Consider the following 16,398-nt stretch of genomic DNA (forward strand, 5'->3'; position numbering starts at 1 on the left):
TAAGGGAGTCCTAAGCAGGGACCCGGAATTATGCAGGATTTGATGCAAATCCCACGTCAGGCGCGTCGTTCCACACGGCCTTTGTGCAATGACTCCAAGGTCGTCTTTCGCCCTGACTGGTCATATGTTTCCAATGTCTCCCTCACGCGACGCAGCGCCGAAACACGGTCTGCAACGACACGAATTCCCTCTACGGCCCTGTCCAGAAGCGCCTGGTTCCGGTTCGCCTTTGTCTTCAATGCATCAAGGCTGCCCGGTTCACCTTGCAGCCCCTGGTTCAAGGCATCGATGACGCGTTCCTTTTCACGCAGGATGCGCGAAAGCCCCTCCAGATCGCCGGCAAGCAGGGCCGCGCGCTCCCTTTCCAGCATGTCGTCAAGGTCGCTCAAAAGCGTGGCACTCAGGCTCGATTCCGTGCGGTTTGGTTCATTCCTGCTCATTCTGGCGCTCCTTCAGGGCAAGGTACAGGTTCTCCGCCAGTCCGATTCCGCCGGCGGCGACCATCCTTTCGGCCTGTGCCTGTCGCAGGAACGAGGCGAATTGGTCCTCACCGGCCCCGCCTCCGAACGAGGGGCTGGTGTTTCCCAACCCCGCCGATTTCAGCATTTCGGCAAGAAAACCGGCCTCGAGCTGTTCGGCTGCTGCGCGCAGGGGCGTCTTTTCCGGGCGCGATGCATGCGTTGGCAAGACAGGCGAATGCAGGACAGAGGAAGGGGGTTGCGGCACTGGTTTGCTCCAATTGACGTGATTTTCTTCACTATGACCTGTCGGTGGTAAAGAAGCGGTAACGACATCCGTGCAATCTGATCCGAGACAGAAATTTCGGAGAACCGGATGTCCCTTGCGCCGTTGCTCATCAACAGCTCCAGATCGCTGCCCCTGCCTTCGGAGGGGCTGACAGCTGCACGTACAAGCGGTGATCCCGCCCAGGGTTCGGCGCATCTCATCCTGGCGGATCTGCCCGATTTCGCTGAAATGATGACACATATCGGCAAGGGCGTGTCCGCGCCGATGGACCTTGAGGGCAAGGAATGCTGTTCCGGCCCTGACCTGCAGGCGATAGCGGGAAAAAGCACTGCCTCAAAAGAGGATTCGCCGACTGACAGCACCCTTTCGGCAGCCGAGGAACCGCTGATTGCAGCGGCATTTTCCGAAATGCATGAGGCTGCCACGCAAGATGTGCCCAGCGCGGATTCAAGCGACCCCGGTCTCGCTGTTCCGCAGGTGGCTGAGGTTCCTGTCCAACCTGTGAAATCTGCACCATGGCACCCGAATCTGGCCGAAAATGCCGTATCAGAGAAGCATCTGAACCAATCCGGCCGTGCGGAGGCCAGTCGACAGATGCTTGACGGTGATGAAACTTCGATCGGCCCCTTGGCTGTGGCGACGGTGCAGGGTGGTGCAACCAAGGTCAGGGACCGGGTCATATCCTTGCAGGAATTCACCTTTGTCGACGGTGCGGCGCGGAACGGCTTGCCCAGCACGCCGCATGAAGATGCGACGCCGGCGCCATATCCTGTCACTGCCGCCGCACGAACCGAGGTCGATACTTTCCCCCGTGATGATCGCAACGCATCGCCTCGACCCAAAACAGAGACTGACTCGCCCCAGAAGATACAGCTGACAGCTGTCGCCGACCCAACCGGAACCGAGGAGCCTTCTTCACGTTCCCTATCCCGGCGCGATTCGGCAGTGGGGCAGCAGGAGGTGGCTTTGTCCCTGCAGAAGGGATCAAGCACCTTGCTGCAGCCCTCTGAAACGGGCGAAAGGACCATGGTCAGGCTCGATTCAGCCGCTCTGGCTTCACCGAAAGCGGCCTCATCCTGGCAAGGTGCGGTTTCAACGGTTGTGGGGTCGCAGGGCGCTGAAACCCAGGCGACAGCCAGCAACCGGGGCCGACCGCAAACTGCGCCGGGACCAGCGACATCAATGGTGCCGGTGCAGCCAATACCGCCCGTGGCAATCGATGATCTGGCCCGGGACGCAGGGCGTGCAGAAATCCAGGTGCCGCCGCAAAAGTCCGAAAGACCTGAAATGCAAAGGCACAAGCCGACTGTCCCCATTGTGGCGTCAGCACCAAGGATTCAGGATATGGCACCCTTTGGGGCAGTTCTGGCCGGGTACCCCTTGGTGACCGGGGCAGCGGCCGTGGACGGGCACAAGACAGAGGAAACCCCAGAGGGCCTGTTGACAGCAGCCATCAGCCCCGCGGGTGCGGCGCCGCGTCCGGATGTGGCCATGCCGCGAATCGATCTGCCACGACATGTCGCGCAACAGGTTGCAGATGTGGCGACGCGTGCCGCCGATGGGCCGGTTGACCTGCATCTGAACCCTGAGGAATTGGGGAAGGTGCGGATCAGCATGGCCATGGCCGACGGTGGAATAACCGTCACCATTCAGGCGGAACGGCCGGATACGCTCGACCTGATGCGTCGGCACATAGATCAGCTTGCGCAGGAATTCCGCCATCTTGGATACGGGCTGATCAGTTTTTCCTTTGGCCAGCAGAATCAGGGGCAAGACAATCAATCGAATGGCGGCCCCAATCAGGCCGCGTCGGCTGCACCGGAAGATCAGCCCGGGACCATCCTTTTGGATGGCGGGCAAGGCCAGAAAAATGGCCTCGACATGCGGATATAGGGACTGAAAATGACACCCATCGATACCATCGGCACACGCCCCACGGTGCAGGCTGCGCAATCGGCGCCGGCCCCTGTCATCAACTCGGATTTTGAGACTTTCCTGAAGATGCTGACGACGCAGCTCAAGAACCAGGACCCTCTCAACCCTATCGAATCCTCCGATTTCGCAGTGCAGCTCGCGACCTTTTCGTCGGTGGAACAACAGGTCATGACAAATGATCTCTTGACCGGGCTGTCGGGCCAGATGGGTCAGATGGGCATGGCGCAACTGGCCACCTGGGTCGGGATGGAGGCGCGTGCGCCAATGCCAGCCCCCTTCGACGGCTTTCCGGTCAGTGTCTACCCAACCGTGTCGCCGACGGCCGATGCGGCCCGTATCGTCATCCGCAACGCGCAGGGCTCTGTCGTGGAAAGCCTGCCTTTGTCACTGGATCAGCAGATGTTCGAATGGACAGGTCGCGATGCCGCGGGTCAATTCTTTCCCTCGGGACTCTATGGTTTCGAGGTTGAAAACTACAACAATGGCGACCTGACCGGCACCACCACCGCCGAAGTCTACCACCGCATCGAAGAGGCGCGAACTCGATGCAGGCCGCACCATTCTTGTGATGGAGGGGGGGGCCAGTATCGATGCCGCGCAGGTCAAGGCATTGCGCAACTGAGATTGCCTTGATCTTGTCTGGGCTTTGGCAGAAGGACAGACTAGGTCAAGCACAAGCACATCGACGCGTCTTTTCCGAGACAGGCGTGAGCGATGGTGCGAAGTGATGAAAAACCATGGCGGACTACGGCGCGCATGCCTGATTATTCACAGTCTCAGAACATGCCTCCGCCGGCCCTTGTCGGAGATCTGATCCGAACCGGAGAGATCCTGCCGGACCAGAGATGGACTGTCCTGCGTGGTGGGCGCACCAACGACATCTGGAAGGTCGAGGATCCTCGGGGCGCGCGCGTGGTGAAACGCTATGTCAGGGCAGCGGCCACGCCCCTGTTTCGCAACGATCCGCTGGCTGAACTGCGCGTCCTTGCCGCGCTGAACGGGACTGGTCTGGCCCCCAAGGTTCTGTGTGAGGCCGGAACACCAGCGGATCCCGTCCTTGTCTATGCTCATCAGGCCGGACAGGTTTGGCGTGAGGGTCCCCAAAGGGTGGCAAGAACCCTCAAGGCGCTGCATGAGCAACCCGTGACAGAGGATTTGACGGCTTTGCCAGCCGCACCCGATGGATCTGATGCGCTGGCCCAGCAGGCACTGGCGATGCTGGCAGATCTGCCCGTGTCGCAGGCGGCGCGGCTTCCGCAACCTGCGCCGACCCAGCATGTGCCCCCCTCGCGCGTGCGGTGCCTGCTGCATGGTGATCCGGTGCCGGACAATCTTGTCTGTCCCGCCGATGATCCCGCGGCGCCGCCTGTCCTGATCGACTGGCAATGCCCGGCCCTGGGTGACCCCGTTCTTGATCTGGCCATATTCCTGTCGCCGGCGATGCAACAGATCGCGCGCGGTCGGCCATTGTCACCGGAGGAAAGGCAGCTTTTCCTGGCGGCATATGATGATCCGGCAGCAACGCAGCGGCTGAATGCGCTGCAACCGGTTCTGCATTGGCGCATGGCAGCCTACTGTCTTTGGAAAATGCAACAGGACAGGCCCGATATGGCCTATGGTCCCGCCCTCGCGGCAGAGTTGGCGGCGCTGCAGCTTCTTTCAGGCCAAGCAATCAGCCCAGAAAAACCATAGCGGCGATCGTACCGCCTGCCCCCGTCACCGCGCCCAGACCCATCCATAGCAGAGGAGCCCAGCGGCTGGGGCGCGGTTCTGCATCGCCGGCCGTGGCCTGCCGGATCAAGGCGGCCTCCACCAGCCCCGGCAACCTCGGACCGAAACGCGCCATCACTTGCGCGGTTTTTCCAAGGTCGCGCAAAACGGCGCGGGGGCCGATGCTCTGCTTGATGTAGTCCTCGACGATCGGTTTCGCGACCTGCCAGATGTTGATCTGCGGATAAAGGCTGCGGGCCACACCCTCGACCACCACCATCGTACGCTGCAGCAGGATCAGCTCGGTCCGCGTTTCCATTCCGAAACGTTCTGTTACATCAAACAGATAGCTCAGCAGCCGCCCCATCGAGATCTGGGTGGCGTCCATCCCGAAGATCGGCTCTCCCACCGCGCGCAGGGCGCGGGCGAATTCATCCACATCACGATTCGCAGGCACATAGCCCGCTTCGAAATGCACTTCGGCCACGCGCTTGTAGTCCTTGCGGATAAAGCCGAACAGGATCTCGGCATAGACGCGGCGGGTATACTCGTCGATATGGCCCATGATCCCGAAGTCATAGGCGATGATATCGCCATTCGCCGCGATCTTCAGGTTCCCCTGGTGCATGTCCGCATGGAAAAACCCGTCGCGCAGAGCGTGGTTGAGAAAGAGTTGCAGCACCCGTTCACCCAGCACGCGCCGGTCATGCCCGGCCGCATCTATGGCGGCATTGTCGCCCAATGGGACACCTTCGACCCAGGTCATCGTCATCACGCGACGGCCCGAGAACATCCACTGGATTTCAGGCAATCCAAAACCCGCATCCGACGCAGTATTCGCCGCGAATTCCGAGGCTGAAGAGCTTTCAAGCCGCAGGTCAAGCTCTCCAAGGACCACGCCCTCGAAATGGGTGATCACATCGGTGGGCCGCAGACGCCGCGAGGCAGGCGACAGGAATTCGATCATCCCGGCTGCGAAATAGAATGCGTCGATATCCTTGCGGAAGGCGCGTTCGATCCCCGGCCGCAGGACCTTGACGGCCACATCCTCGCCGGTGTCGCGCAAGCGGGCGCGATGCACCTGCGCGATCGAGGCGGCGGCAACGGGTGGCCCGAATTCGGAAAACACCTCGTCCACGGGCAGTTCAAGTTCCGCCTCGACGCTGGCCTTGGCCTGTTCGATCGAAAAGGGCGGCAGCTTGTCCTGCAGCACGCGCAACTGCACGGCCAGTTCGTCGCCCACCACATCCGGGCGTGTCGACAGGACTTGTCCGAACTTGATGTAGGCCGGGCCCAGCGCCGTCAGGGCACGGGTTGCGGGTGGCATGGTGACATCGCCCTTGATGCCCAGCCAGCGGAACGGCCAGACCATGCCGCGCAACACGATCCGCACCAATCGCGGCGCGCTCAAGGCGTCCAGCACAACCTCCATCGCGCCGGTCCGCTCAAGCGTGGCACCGGTGCGGATCAGGCGCCAGATGTTGTGAGGTCCGCGCATCTCAGATCTTCCAGCCGGAATGCAGGGCGGCGATCCCCAGGCTCAGGTTGCGGTATTTGGCCTGCTCGAATCCGGCAGTGCGCACCATGCCAAGAAATGTCTCTTGGTCAGGAAACTTCCGAATGGATTCAACAAGATACTGATAGCTGTCGCGATCGTTCGCAATGATCTTGCCCATCGTCGGGATCACGTTGAAGGAATAGCGGTCATAGGCCCATTGCATGGCCGGATTCGGGATCTGGCTGAATTCCAGCACCATCAGCCGTCCGCCCGGCTTGAGAACGCGGTACGCCTCGTTCAGGGCCTCCTGCGGGCGGGTCACGTTCCTGATGCCAAAGGAAATCGTGTAGACGTCGAAGGTGTTGTCCTCGAAGGGCAGCGCCATCGCATCGCCGACGACCCAATCCAGCATCCCGGCCATCTGCTCGGCCTCGGCGCGCTTGCGACCTTCGATCAGCATCGGTTCGGTCAGGTCCAGCACCGTGGCATGGGCATATCCGGCGCGCTTGAGATAGCGAAAGCTGATGTCGCCCGTACCGCCCGCCACATCCAGCAGCCTAGTGCCGGCGCGCGGGGCCAGCCAATCCATCATCGCATCTTTCCAGATACGGTGGATGCCCATGGACATCACATCGTTCATCACATCGTATTTCGACGCGACAGAGCCGAAAACGCCGCGGACACGCCCGGCCTTTTCCGACTCCGGGACATCCTGAAACCCGAAATGCGTTGTTCTGTTGTCTTGCTCGTCCATCTGGCCTTGCCGTTCCTTGTTCTCATCCTTCTTATAGGGCGCGGGCAGGGGGCTGCAATGCGCCCCTTGTCGCGTTCATCGTCGCAGTCATGCCCATAAGGTCGCCCCATGCCCGAATTGCCCGAGGTTGAAACCGTCCGCCGTGGCCTTGCCCCGGTGATGGAAGGGCAGGTGATCGCAGAGGCGCGTGTGAACCGCCCGGATCTGCGCTGGCCATTCCCCCCCGACATGGCGGCGCGTCTGACAGGTCGCCGGGTGCTGCGGCTGCGGCGCCGGTCGAAATACATCCTGGCCGATCTTGATAGTGGCGAGACCCTTTTGATCCACCTCGGCATGTCGGGGCGGATGCTGGTCTCGGGCGATCCGCTGGGGCGCTTCGTGCATGATCACCCGGCGGTGGAAAAACACGATCACGTCGTGCTCGACATGGACAATGGCGCGCGCATCACCTTCAACGATCCGCGCCGTTTCGGCGCGATGGACCTGCTTGAGACTGCCACGGCAGAGCAGCACAAACTGCTGGCGCTGATCGGGCCGGAACCCCTGGGCAACGATTTCAGCGAGCCCTACCTGGTCGCGGCCTTCAAGGGGCGCAACACGCCGGTGAAATCCGCGCTTCTGGATCAGCGGATCGTGGCGGGTCTGGGCAACATCTATGTCTGCGAGGCGCTGTTCCGGTCGCGTATCTCGCCGCGTCGCAAGGCAGGGCAGATTGCCGCAACCCGTGTTGCCGCACTGGTTCCGATCATCCGTCAGGTGCTGGCCGAGGCGATCGAGGCGGGCGGCTCCTCCTTGCGTGATTTCCGGCAGGCCGATGGCGAACTGGGCTATTTCCAGCACAGCTTCGATGCCTATGGCCGCGAAGGCGAACCCTGCCGCGCGGCTGGCTGTACGGCGACCATCGCGCGCATCGTGCAATCGGGGCGGTCGACCTTCTATTGTCCCCAATGCCAAAGATAACTTGATCCGCGCGACCAAGCTGATACTCAATCGGGTCTGTCGAAAACAAGCGAAAGCAGAATTCATGGCCTATGAGACGATCATCGTCGAAGTAGAAGACCACGTCGCCCTTATCACGCTCAACCGCCCGCAGGCCCTGAACGCGCTGAACGACCAGCTGCTGCGCGAGCTTGCGGATGCGCTGACCGGGTGCCAGAACAATGACAAGGTGCGCTGCATCGTCATCACCGGTTCGGAAAAGGCCTTTGCCGCCGGGGCCGACATCAAGATGATGGCCGAGAAATCCTTTGTGGATGTCTTTGCGGGTGACCTCTTCACGCCTGAAAGCGAACAGATCCTGCGCGTGCGCAAGCCGATCATCGCGGCCGTGTCTGGTTATGCGCTGGGCGGCGGGTGCGAACTGGCGATGATGTGCGATTTCATCATCGCCTCCGACACCGCCAAGTTCGGCCAGCCCGAGATCAACCTGGGCGTCGTTGCGGGTCTTGGCGGCACGCAGCGCCTGACCCGCGCGATCGGCAAGGCCAAGGCAATGGACATGAACCTGACCGGGCGCTTCATGGATGCCGAAGAGGCCGAGCGCGCGGGCCTCGTGTCGCGCGTCGTGCCCGCGAAAAAGCTGATGGAAGAGGCGATGGGCGCCGCCCAGAAGATCGCCGAGAAAAGCATGATCACCGTCATGGTCGTCAAGGAAGCAGTGAATCGCTCGTTCGAGACGACCCTGCGCGAAGGCCTGCTGTTCGAACGCCGCGTGTTCCATTCGCTCTTTGCCAGCGAAGACCAGAAAGAAGGCATGGCCGCCTTCATGGAAAAGCGCACACCGCAGTTCCGCGACAAGTAATGAACAAGCCAAGGGGCCGCGAACACGTCGGCCCCTTGTGTTTTTGCGGTTTCCAAGCGGTGCGAAATCCCGTAAGGACCCCGCTACATGCGCGTGAGACCCGCTCTGGTCAGAATCAGCCGGTTGATGAAACCCGGTCCGGGCCTTTTGCGTGATAGATATTCAACTGACCCGGAAAGTGGGAAAACATCATGGCTAATACGCCCCAGTCCAAGAAACGCGCCCGTCAGAACGAAGCCCGTTTCGCCGTCAACAAAGCCCGTCGTTCGCGCATCCGTACCTTCATCCGCAAGGTCGAAGAAGCCATCGCATCCGGTGACAAGACCGCAGCCGCCGCAGCGCTGCAGGCTGCCCAGCCCGAAATGATGCGTGGCGTCACCAAAGGTGTGTTGCACAAAAACACCGTTGCCCGGAAGATCTCTCGCCTGGCCGCACGGGTCAAAGCACTGGGCTGAACCACCTAACTGATTGAGTCAAAAAGCGTCGCCCGCGGTTCCGCCGGGCGGCGCTTTTTTGCGTTTTATGGGCATCTTCACGGGCCCGAGAGATTCTTTTTCGAAAAGCGTGAGTCAAGGTCATAGTTCGGTTGCTTAGGCTTCTCGGCAATTGGTAATTTCACTCTGCGAGTCACTTCGCCCTGGGGGGACAGGGGTGCTGAGATGCCTTGTTTTCAAGGTGTATCGGCTTCGGTGAACAGAGGAGAAAGCCATGATTGGGCATGGCTTCAAATCTGACTGCCGGACACTGCGGATGCGGTGAACCAGGTCCTTCTGAATGTGCATTGTGTGTGCGAGTGCGTGTTCGTCATCCTATGGGACAGGATGCCGTTTCCGTGCCAGGCGCGATGTGCTGATCGGTCATGAATTTCGGGTCTTGCATCATTGTCACTGCGGCAATGATCACGCCCTTTGTATGTCATGAACCCGGGGTCTTGTGATGTTGCGGGACTTGAACAGGTGGGACTTGGGGTAGAATGACGAAAGAACAATGGGGACAGCTGCAGCGGAAACTTCTCGGCACTGTAGGCAAGAACAACTATGCCAACTGGATTGAGCCGCTGGAGTTTTCCGATATCTCTGAGGGTGTCGCCACATTTCATGTCCCGACCAACTTTCTGGGCAACTACGTTGCGCAGAATTTCGGTGACCTGATTCTGCATCAGCTGACTGAATCCGGCCAGGTTGTGCGCCGCGTGAATTTCCGCGTTGCGGCCAATTCCGCGCAACGCCCGGCGGTCGAATCGGTGCCTGCCCCCCTGACCGAAGCCGCCCCCGTGGCCGCGCTTTCAACGGACCAGTTGCCCGGCGCACCCCTGGACAGGCGCTTCACCTTCGACAGTTTCGTGGTGGGCAAGCCGAACGAGCTGGCCCATGCCGCCGCGCGCCGCGTGGCCGAAGGCGGGCCGGTCACGTTCAACCCCCTGTTCCTTTACGGGGGCGTCGGTCTTGGCAAGACCCACCTGATGCACGCCATCGCATGGGAGCTGCAGACAAAGCGGCCCGACCTGAACGTCGTCTACCTGTCGGCGGAACAGTTCATGTACCGTTTCGTGCAGGCGCTGCGTGACCGCAAGATGATGGATTTCAAGCAGATCTTCCGCGCGGTCGATGTGCTGATGGTGGATGACGTGCAGTTCATCGCCGGCAAGGACAGCACGCAGGAAGAATTCTTCCACACGTTCAACGCGCTTGTGGACGGCAACAAGCAGATCATCATTTCCGCGGATCGCGCCCCCGGCGAGATCAAGGACCTCGAGGACCGGATCAAGTCGCGCCTGCAATGCGGCCTGGTCGTTGACCTGCACCCCACCGATTACGAATTGCGTCTCGGCATCCTGCAATCCAAGGTCGATGCCTACCGCCTGCAATATCCGGGGCTCGAGATTTCCAACCAGGTTCTGGAATTCCTGGCGCATCGGATCAGCACCAATGTGCGTGTTCTTGAGGGCGCGCTGACGCGGCTTTATGCCTTCGCCAGCCTTGTCGGCCGCGAGATCACGATGGAACTGACCCAGGATTGCCTGGCCGATGTCCTGCGCGCCTCCGAGCGCAAGATCACGATCGAGGAAATCCAGCGCCGCGTGTCCGAGCATTACAATATCCGCCTGTCCGACATGATCGGGCCCAAGCGTGTGCGCAGCTATGCGCGTCCGCGCCAGGTGGCGATGTATCTGTGCAAGCAACTGACCAGCCGCTCCCTCCCCGAGATCGGGCGCCGGTTCGGCGGGCGCGATCACACCACGATCATGCACGGCGTGCGCCGGATCGAGGAACTGCGCATTCAGGATGGGCAGATCGCCGAAGATATCGAGATGCTGCGCCGCACGCTCGAGGCCTGAGCCTGTTTCATCGCCTTGGCAGACCGACTTGGGGCTTTTTGTATCCAAGCCGGTCTCTCGGCACTTGACGACCCTCATTTTCCACCCGAAAACGCAAGAAAAGCCTTGAGTGGGCAGGTATTTGGGATACCTTGCCCATCCCGGCATCGCTGGGCGACCAGGGCGCAAGGCCGGTAGCGGATAGGAGCGACGGAATGAAACTCAGCATCGAACGCGGAACGCTTCTGAAAGCCGTGTCGCAGGCGCAATCGGTTGTCGAACGGCGCAATACCATTCCGATCCTTGCCAATGTGCTGATCGAAGCCGAAGGAAATACCGTGACCTTCCGCGCCACAGACCTTGACATCGAGGTGCTGGACAAGGCCCCCGCGCAGGTCGAACGCGCCGGATCGACGACCGTGTCGGCCGTCATGCTGCACGAGATCGTTCGCAAGCTGCCGGATGGATCGCTGGTGACCCTGTCCGATGACAGCGCCGCGGGTCGGCTCAGCGTGCAGGCGGGCCGTTCGCATTTCAACCTGGCGACCCTGCCCAAGGAAGATTTCCCGGTCATGGCCTCGTCGGATTACGCCAGCAATTTCAGCGCCCCGGCGGGTGTGCTGCGGCGGCTGTTCGACAAGTCGAAATTCGCCATCTCGACCGAAGAGACCCGGTATTACCTGAACGGCGTCTACATGCATGTGGCCGATGGCGAAGGCGGCAAGGTGCTGCGCTGCGTGGCGACGGATGGGCACCGTCTGGCCCGGATCGACGCGCCGCTGCCGGCCGGCGCCGAGGCGCTGCCCGGCGTGATCGTCCCGCGCAAGACCGTGGGCGAATTGCGCAAGCTGCTGGATGACGATGATACGCAGATCGCGGTATCAGTGTCCGAAACCAAGGTGCGTTTTGCAACGCCGGACATCACCTTGACCTCCAAGGTGATCGACGGAACCTTCCCAGACTACACCCGCGTGATCCCACAGGGCAACACGCGCCGGCTTGAGGTTGACGCGCGCGACTTCGCGGCCGCCGTCGATCGTGTGGCCACGGTGTCGTCCGAACGGTCGCGCGCCGTGAAACTCTCATTGGACGAGGACCGTCTGGTTCTGTCCGTGAACGCGCCCGACAGCGGCGCCGCAGAGGAAGAGCTGGCCGTCGCCTATGGGGACGAACGGCTGGAAATCGGGTTCAACGCCAAGTACCTGCTGGAAATCGCCAGCCAGGTCGACCGCGAGAATGCCGTTTTCATGTTCAACTCGGCTGGCGATCCGACATTGATGCGCGAAGGCAATGACATGTCGGCGGTCTATGTCGTCATGCCGATGCGGGTGTGACGGGCGCACTGCGCTGTCCTGAAAAACGAAAGGCCGGGGCGTGTCTGGCCTCTTTCTGACCGAACTGACCCTGTCGCATTTCCGCTCGCATCGCGGCGGTCACCTGGCACTGGATGGCCGGCCTGTGGCGCTTTACGGGCCGAACGGCGCGGGCAAGACCAACCTTCTGGAAGCCGTATCGCTGTTTTCGCCCGGCCGCGGTCTGCGCCGGGCCAGTGCCGCGGATATGGCGCGGCGTCCGGAATCGCTGGGCTGGAAGATCACCGGCATCCTGCGCAGCCTGCATCAGGTGCATGAGGTCGCCGTATGGTCCGAAGAAGGGGCTGCACGGCAGGTCACGATCGATGACAAGGCGGCCACGCAACTGGCCCTTGGCCGGATTGCCCGTGTCCTCTGGCTGGTCCCCGCGATGGATCGGCTCTGGATCGAAGGGGCAGAAGGGCGGCGGCGGTTTCTGGATCGCATGACCATGAGCTTCCTGCCCGATCATGCGGATGTCAGCCTGACCTATGAAAAGGCCATGCGCGAGCGCAACCGCCTGCTGAAGGATCAGGTCCGCGATACGCATTGGTATGGCGCGATCGAGGCGCAGATGGCCCGCGCCGGGGCCGCGATCCATGCCAACCGTCTTGCGGTGCTGGACCTGTTGCGCGCAGCGCAGGACAAGGCCGAAACCGCCTTTCCCGCCGCAGAGCTTGACCTGCAACAGACCGAAGGCAGCATGCCGGACACCGAATCCGATCTGCTGGATGCACTGCGCGAAAGCCGGTTTCGCGATCTGGCCGCCGGGCGCAGTCTTGTGGGGCCGCACCGCAGCGATCTTTACGCGGTCTATGCCGCCAAGGGTGTGCCCGCGTCGGATTGTTCCACGGGTGAGCAGAAGGCGCTTCTGGTATCCCTGATCCTCGCCAATGCGCGCGGCCTTGCGCGTGACTTCGGCGCGCCGCCGCTGCTGCTGCTGGATGAGGTCGCGGCCCATCTGGATGCCAACCGCCGGGCCGCGCTTTACGACGAGATCTGCGCGCTGGGCGCACAAGCCTGGATGACCGGCACCGGGCCCGAGCTTTTCGATACCATCGCCACGCGCGCGCAGATGTACGAGGTGACGGAAGAGGCTGGAACATCGGTGATTTCGGCGCGATAAGACGGCACGGTATCCGCCGTGTCTTCCGAAAGCCCCACCATGACCGCTTCGCCCGCCGATCTGCTGCTTTATGCAGGTGCCATCCTGATCCTGTTCCTGACACCCGGTCCCGTCTGGGTGGCGCTCACGGCGCGTGCGCTGTCTGGCGGCTTTGCCTCGGCCTGGCCTCTGGTGGTTGGGGTGGTGCTGGGCGATATCCTGTGGCCGCTGCTGGCAATCCTTGGCGTCGCCTGGATCGTATCGGTCTTCGACGGTTTCATGACCGTGATGCGCTATGTCGCGGCGGGGATGTTCCTGTTCATGGGTGCGATGCTGATCCGCCATGCCGGCCATACCATCGGCACCGACAGCCGCCTGACACGTCCGGGCCGCTGGGCCGGTTTCATGGCGGGCGTCGCGGTCATCATCGGCAATCCCAAGGCGGTGCTGTTCTACATGGGCGTTCTGCCCGGTTTCTTCGACCTGACGCAGATCACCTGGGCGGATGTCGCCGCGATCCTTGCCATTTCATGTGCGATCCCCCTGATGGGCAACCTTTTGATGGCGCTTTCGGTGGACCGGGCGCGGCGTCTTCTGACCTCGCCCGCGGCCCTCAGGCGCGTCAATGTCGTGGCCGGAATCCTTCTGTGCCTCGTGGGGCTGATAATCCCCTTCGTCTAGCGCAAAATATGGGGCAATGACGTGACATTCCCCCCAAGGTTTCGTATAAAATCCCGAAATCAAGAAGGATTGGCGGAATGTCCGACAACGAAAAGATCCCCGAGGAATACGGCGCGGATTCTATCAAGGTTCTCAAGGGGTTGGAGGCCGTTCGCAAGCGGCCGGGCATGTATATCGGCGACACCGACGATGGCTCGGGTCTGCACCACATGGTTTACGAGGTCGTGGACAACGGCATTGACGAGGCTTTGGCCGGTCATGCCGACCATGTCCATGTGATCATTCACCCCGATAACAGCGTGTCTGTGCGCGACAACGGGCGCGGCATCCCGGTGGGCATTCACGAGGGCGAAGGCGTTTCGGCGGCAGAGGTCATCATGACCCAGCTGCACGCGGGCGGCAAATTCGACCAGAACTCCTACAAGGTGTCCGGCGGTCTGCATGGCGTGGGTGTCTCGGTGGTGAACGCGCTTTCCGATTGGCTGGAGTTGCGGATCTGGCGCGAAGGCAAGGAACATTACGCCCGGTTCGAGCGTGGCGATACCGTGGAACATCTGCGCGTGGTGGGCGATGCCAACGGGCAAAAGGGCACCGAGGTGCGCTTTCTCGCCTCGACCACGACCTTCTCGAACCTCGAATATTCATTCGAGACTCTGGAAAAACGCCTGCGCGAACTGGCCTTCCTGAACTCGGGCGCGCGCATCATCCTGGAAGACCTGCGTCCGGCAGAACCCCTCAAGACCGAACTCTTCTACGAAGGCGGCGTGCGGGAATTCGTGAAATACCTCGACCGGTCGAAATCCTCGATCATGTCCGATCCGATCTACATGACCGGCGAAAAGGACGGGATCGGTGTCGAAGTCGCGATGTGGTGGAACGACAGCTACCATGAAAACGTGCTGCCCTTCACCAACAACATCCCGCAGCGCGATGGCGGCACCCATATGGCGGGTTTCCGTGGCGCGCTGACCCGGACCATCAACAACTATGCCCAGTCCAGCGGGATCGCCAAGCGCGAGAAAGTGGCCTTTACCGGCGATGACGCCCGCGAAGGCCTGACCTGCGTGCTTTCCGTGAAGGTGCCCGATCCGAAATTCTCCAGCCAGACCAAGGACAAGCTTGTGTCCTCCGAAGTGCGTCCGGCGGTCGAGAACCTTGTGAACGAAAAGCTGGCCGAATGGTTCGAAGAGAACCCGGCGCAGGCCAAGATCATCGTCGGCAAGATCGTCGAGGCGGCGCTGGCGCGTGAAGCCGCCCGCAAGGCGCGCGAACTGACCCGGCGCAAGACGGCGATGGACGTGAACTATCTGGCCGGCAAGCTCAAGGATTGCTCGGAAAAGGATCCCTCCAAGACCGAAGTTTTCCTGGTCGAGGGGGACAGCGCCGGTGGTTCCGCCCAGACGGGTCGGGATCGGCGCACCCAGGCGGTTCTGCCCCTGCGCGGCAAGATCCTGAACGTGGAACGTGCCCGGTTCGACCGGATGCTGGGCAGCCAGGAGATCGGCAACCTTGTGATGGCGCTGGGCACCGGGATCGGACGCGATGAATTCGACATCTCGAAGCTGCGTTACCACAAGATCGTCATCATGACCGACGCCGACGTGGACGGCGCGCATATTCGCACCCTGCTGCTGACCTTCTTCTATCGCCAGATGCCGCAGCTGATCGAAGGCGGATACCTCTATATCGCGCAACCGCCGCTCTACAAGGTGGGTCGCGGCAAGTCCGAGGTCTATCTGAAGGACCAGACCGCGCTTGAGAATTACCTGATCGACCAAGGCACCGAAGGGGCCGTTCTGCGGCTTGGATCCGGCGAGGATATCACCAGTCAGGATCTGGTCCGCATCGTCGAGGAAGCCCGCCAGGTTCGCCGGATTCTGGAAGCCTTTCCAACGCATTACCCGCGTCACATCCTGGAACAGGCCGCGATTGCCGAAGCCTTTGCGCAGGGTCGCGCCGATGCCGATCTGCAAGGCGTGGCCGATGCCGTCGCCAAGCGGCTTGACCTGATCGCGGTGGAATACGAACGCGGCTGGACCGGCCGCATCACACAGGATCACGGTATCCGCCTGTCCCGCGTCCTGCGCGGTGTCGAAGAGGTGCGCACACTGGATGGTCAGGTTCTGCGCTCTGGCGAGGCGCGCAAGCTGGGCCAGATGAGTGCTGCGCTGCGCGAGGTCTATACCCTGCCCGCCAAGCTGATCCGCAAGGATCGGTCGCAGGCGATCCACGGCCCGCTGGACCTGCTGGATGCCATCCTGAAAGAGGGCGAAAAGGGTCTGTCGCTGCAGCGCTACAAGGGTCTGGGCGAGATGAACCCCGAACAGCTGTGGGAAACCACGCTTGACCCCGAAGCGCGCACCCTGTTGCAGGTCAAGGTCGACGACATGGCCGAGGCGGATGACCTCTTTACCAAGCTGATGGGCGATGTGGTGGAACCACGGCGCGAATTCATCCAGCAGAACGCGCTGAACGTCGAAAACCTGGATTTCTGAAGA

Annotated in this window: 15 protein-coding genes; 11 read left to right on the forward strand and 4 right to left on the reverse strand. The window is 61.6% G+C overall.

From position 1 onward, the window contains the following. Positions 1 to 56: 56 nt before the first annotated feature. Positions 57 to 440: a flagellar biosynthesis protein FlgN gene (locus tag ACMUJL_RS12475; RefSeq protein WP_375573783.1), complete on the reverse strand. Its 384-nt coding sequence runs from the start codon at positions 438 to 440 to the stop codon at positions 57 to 59. Beyond that, positions 427 to 687: a rod-binding protein gene (locus ACMUJL_RS12480; RefSeq protein WP_375573781.1), complete on the reverse strand. Its 261-nt coding sequence runs from the start codon at positions 685 to 687 to the stop codon at positions 427 to 429. The genes ACMUJL_RS12475 and ACMUJL_RS12480 overlap by 14 nt, the downstream gene beginning before the upstream one ends. 147 nt (positions 688 to 834) lie before the next feature. Here ACMUJL_RS12480 and ACMUJL_RS12485 point away from each other — a divergent pair, with 147 nt between their 5' ends. The 3 genes from ACMUJL_RS12485 (at position 835) to ACMUJL_RS12495 (ending at position 4,374) form a co-directional block, all read left to right on the forward strand. Further along, a complete protein-coding gene (locus tag ACMUJL_RS12485) occupies positions 835 to 2,640 on the forward strand; it encodes a flagellar hook-length control protein FliK (protein WP_375573779.1) in 1,806 nt (601 codons plus the stop codon). Between the two features lie 45 nt (positions 2,641 to 2,685). Next, positions 2,686 to 3,315, forward strand: coding sequence for a flagellar hook capping FlgD N-terminal domain-containing protein (locus tag ACMUJL_RS12490; protein WP_416914295.1), 630 nt, complete (start codon positions 2,686 to 2,688; stop codon positions 3,313 to 3,315). Positions 3,316 to 3,438: 123 nt separating this feature from the next. After that, a complete protein-coding gene (locus ACMUJL_RS12495) occupies positions 3,439 to 4,374 on the forward strand; it encodes a phosphotransferase family protein (protein ID WP_375573775.1) in 936 nt (311 codons plus the stop codon). Here the strand turns inward: ACMUJL_RS12495 and ubiB are convergent. Beyond that, positions 4,355 to 5,890, reverse strand: a complete 1,536-nt coding sequence (ubiB, locus tag ACMUJL_RS12500) for a 2-polyprenylphenol 6-hydroxylase (RefSeq protein WP_375573773.1) — start codon at positions 5,888 to 5,890, stop codon at positions 4,355 to 4,357. The two genes, ACMUJL_RS12495 and ubiB, sit on opposite strands and share 20 nt — an antisense overlap. Before the next feature lies 1 nt (position 5,891). Continuing rightward, positions 5,892 to 6,644, reverse strand: a complete 753-nt coding sequence (gene ubiE, locus ACMUJL_RS12505; RefSeq protein ID WP_068290884.1) for a bifunctional demethylmenaquinone methyltransferase/2-methoxy-6-polyprenyl-1,4-benzoquinol methylase UbiE — start codon at positions 6,642 to 6,644, stop codon at positions 5,892 to 5,894. Positions 6,645 to 6,752: 108 nt separating this feature from the next. Between ubiE and mutM the strand changes: the two genes are divergently transcribed. The 8 genes from mutM (at position 6,753) to gyrB (ending at position 16,395) form a co-directional block, all read left to right on the forward strand. Beyond that, the gene (gene mutM, locus ACMUJL_RS12510) at positions 6,753 to 7,604 is read left to right on the forward strand and encodes a bifunctional DNA-formamidopyrimidine glycosylase/DNA-(apurinic or apyrimidinic site) lyase (protein WP_375573769.1); all 852 of its coding nucleotides are present in this window, start codon (positions 6,753 to 6,755) and stop codon (positions 7,602 to 7,604) included. Between the two features lie 64 nt (positions 7,605 to 7,668). Then, positions 7,669 to 8,445 (forward strand): enoyl-CoA hydratase, encoded by a 777-nt coding sequence (locus ACMUJL_RS12515; protein WP_375573767.1) that lies wholly within the window; start codon positions 7,669 to 7,671, stop codon positions 8,443 to 8,445. A gap of 191 nt (positions 8,446 to 8,636) precedes the next feature. Next, positions 8,637 to 8,900, forward strand: a complete 264-nt coding sequence (gene rpsT, locus ACMUJL_RS12520) for a 30S ribosomal protein S20 (protein ID WP_068290893.1) — start codon at positions 8,637 to 8,639, stop codon at positions 8,898 to 8,900. Positions 8,901 to 9,418: 518 nt separating this feature from the next. Next, on the forward strand, positions 9,419 to 10,783 hold the full coding sequence (gene dnaA / locus ACMUJL_RS12525; RefSeq protein ID WP_068290895.1) for a chromosomal replication initiator protein DnaA: 1,365 nt from the start codon (positions 9,419 to 9,421) through the stop codon (positions 10,781 to 10,783). Positions 10,784 to 10,977: 194 nt separating this feature from the next. Next, on the forward strand, positions 10,978 to 12,096 hold the full coding sequence (dnaN, locus tag ACMUJL_RS12530; protein WP_375573764.1) for a DNA polymerase III subunit beta: 1,119 nt from the start codon (positions 10,978 to 10,980) through the stop codon (positions 12,094 to 12,096). Positions 12,097 to 12,136: 40 nt separating this feature from the next. Then, positions 12,137 to 13,240: a DNA replication/repair protein RecF gene (gene recF, locus ACMUJL_RS12535; protein ID WP_375573762.1), complete on the forward strand. Its 1,104-nt coding sequence runs from the start codon at positions 12,137 to 12,139 to the stop codon at positions 13,238 to 13,240. Positions 13,241 to 13,279: 39 nt separating this feature from the next. Beyond that, positions 13,280 to 13,900 carry a LysE family translocator gene (locus tag ACMUJL_RS12540; RefSeq protein ID WP_375573760.1) on the forward strand — a complete coding sequence of 207 codons (621 nt, stop codon included), beginning with the start codon at positions 13,280 to 13,282 and terminating at the stop codon, positions 13,898 to 13,900. A gap of 77 nt (positions 13,901 to 13,977) precedes the next feature. After that, positions 13,978 to 16,395 (forward strand): DNA topoisomerase (ATP-hydrolyzing) subunit B, encoded by a 2,418-nt coding sequence (gene gyrB, locus ACMUJL_RS12545; RefSeq protein ID WP_375573758.1) that lies wholly within the window; start codon positions 13,978 to 13,980, stop codon positions 16,393 to 16,395. Positions 16,396 to 16,398: the final 3 nt, after the last annotated feature.

It is taken from the genome of Seohaeicola sp. (genome assembly GCF_048006315.1).
GTDB lineage: Bacteria > Pseudomonadota > Alphaproteobacteria > Rhodobacterales > Rhodobacteraceae > Seohaeicola.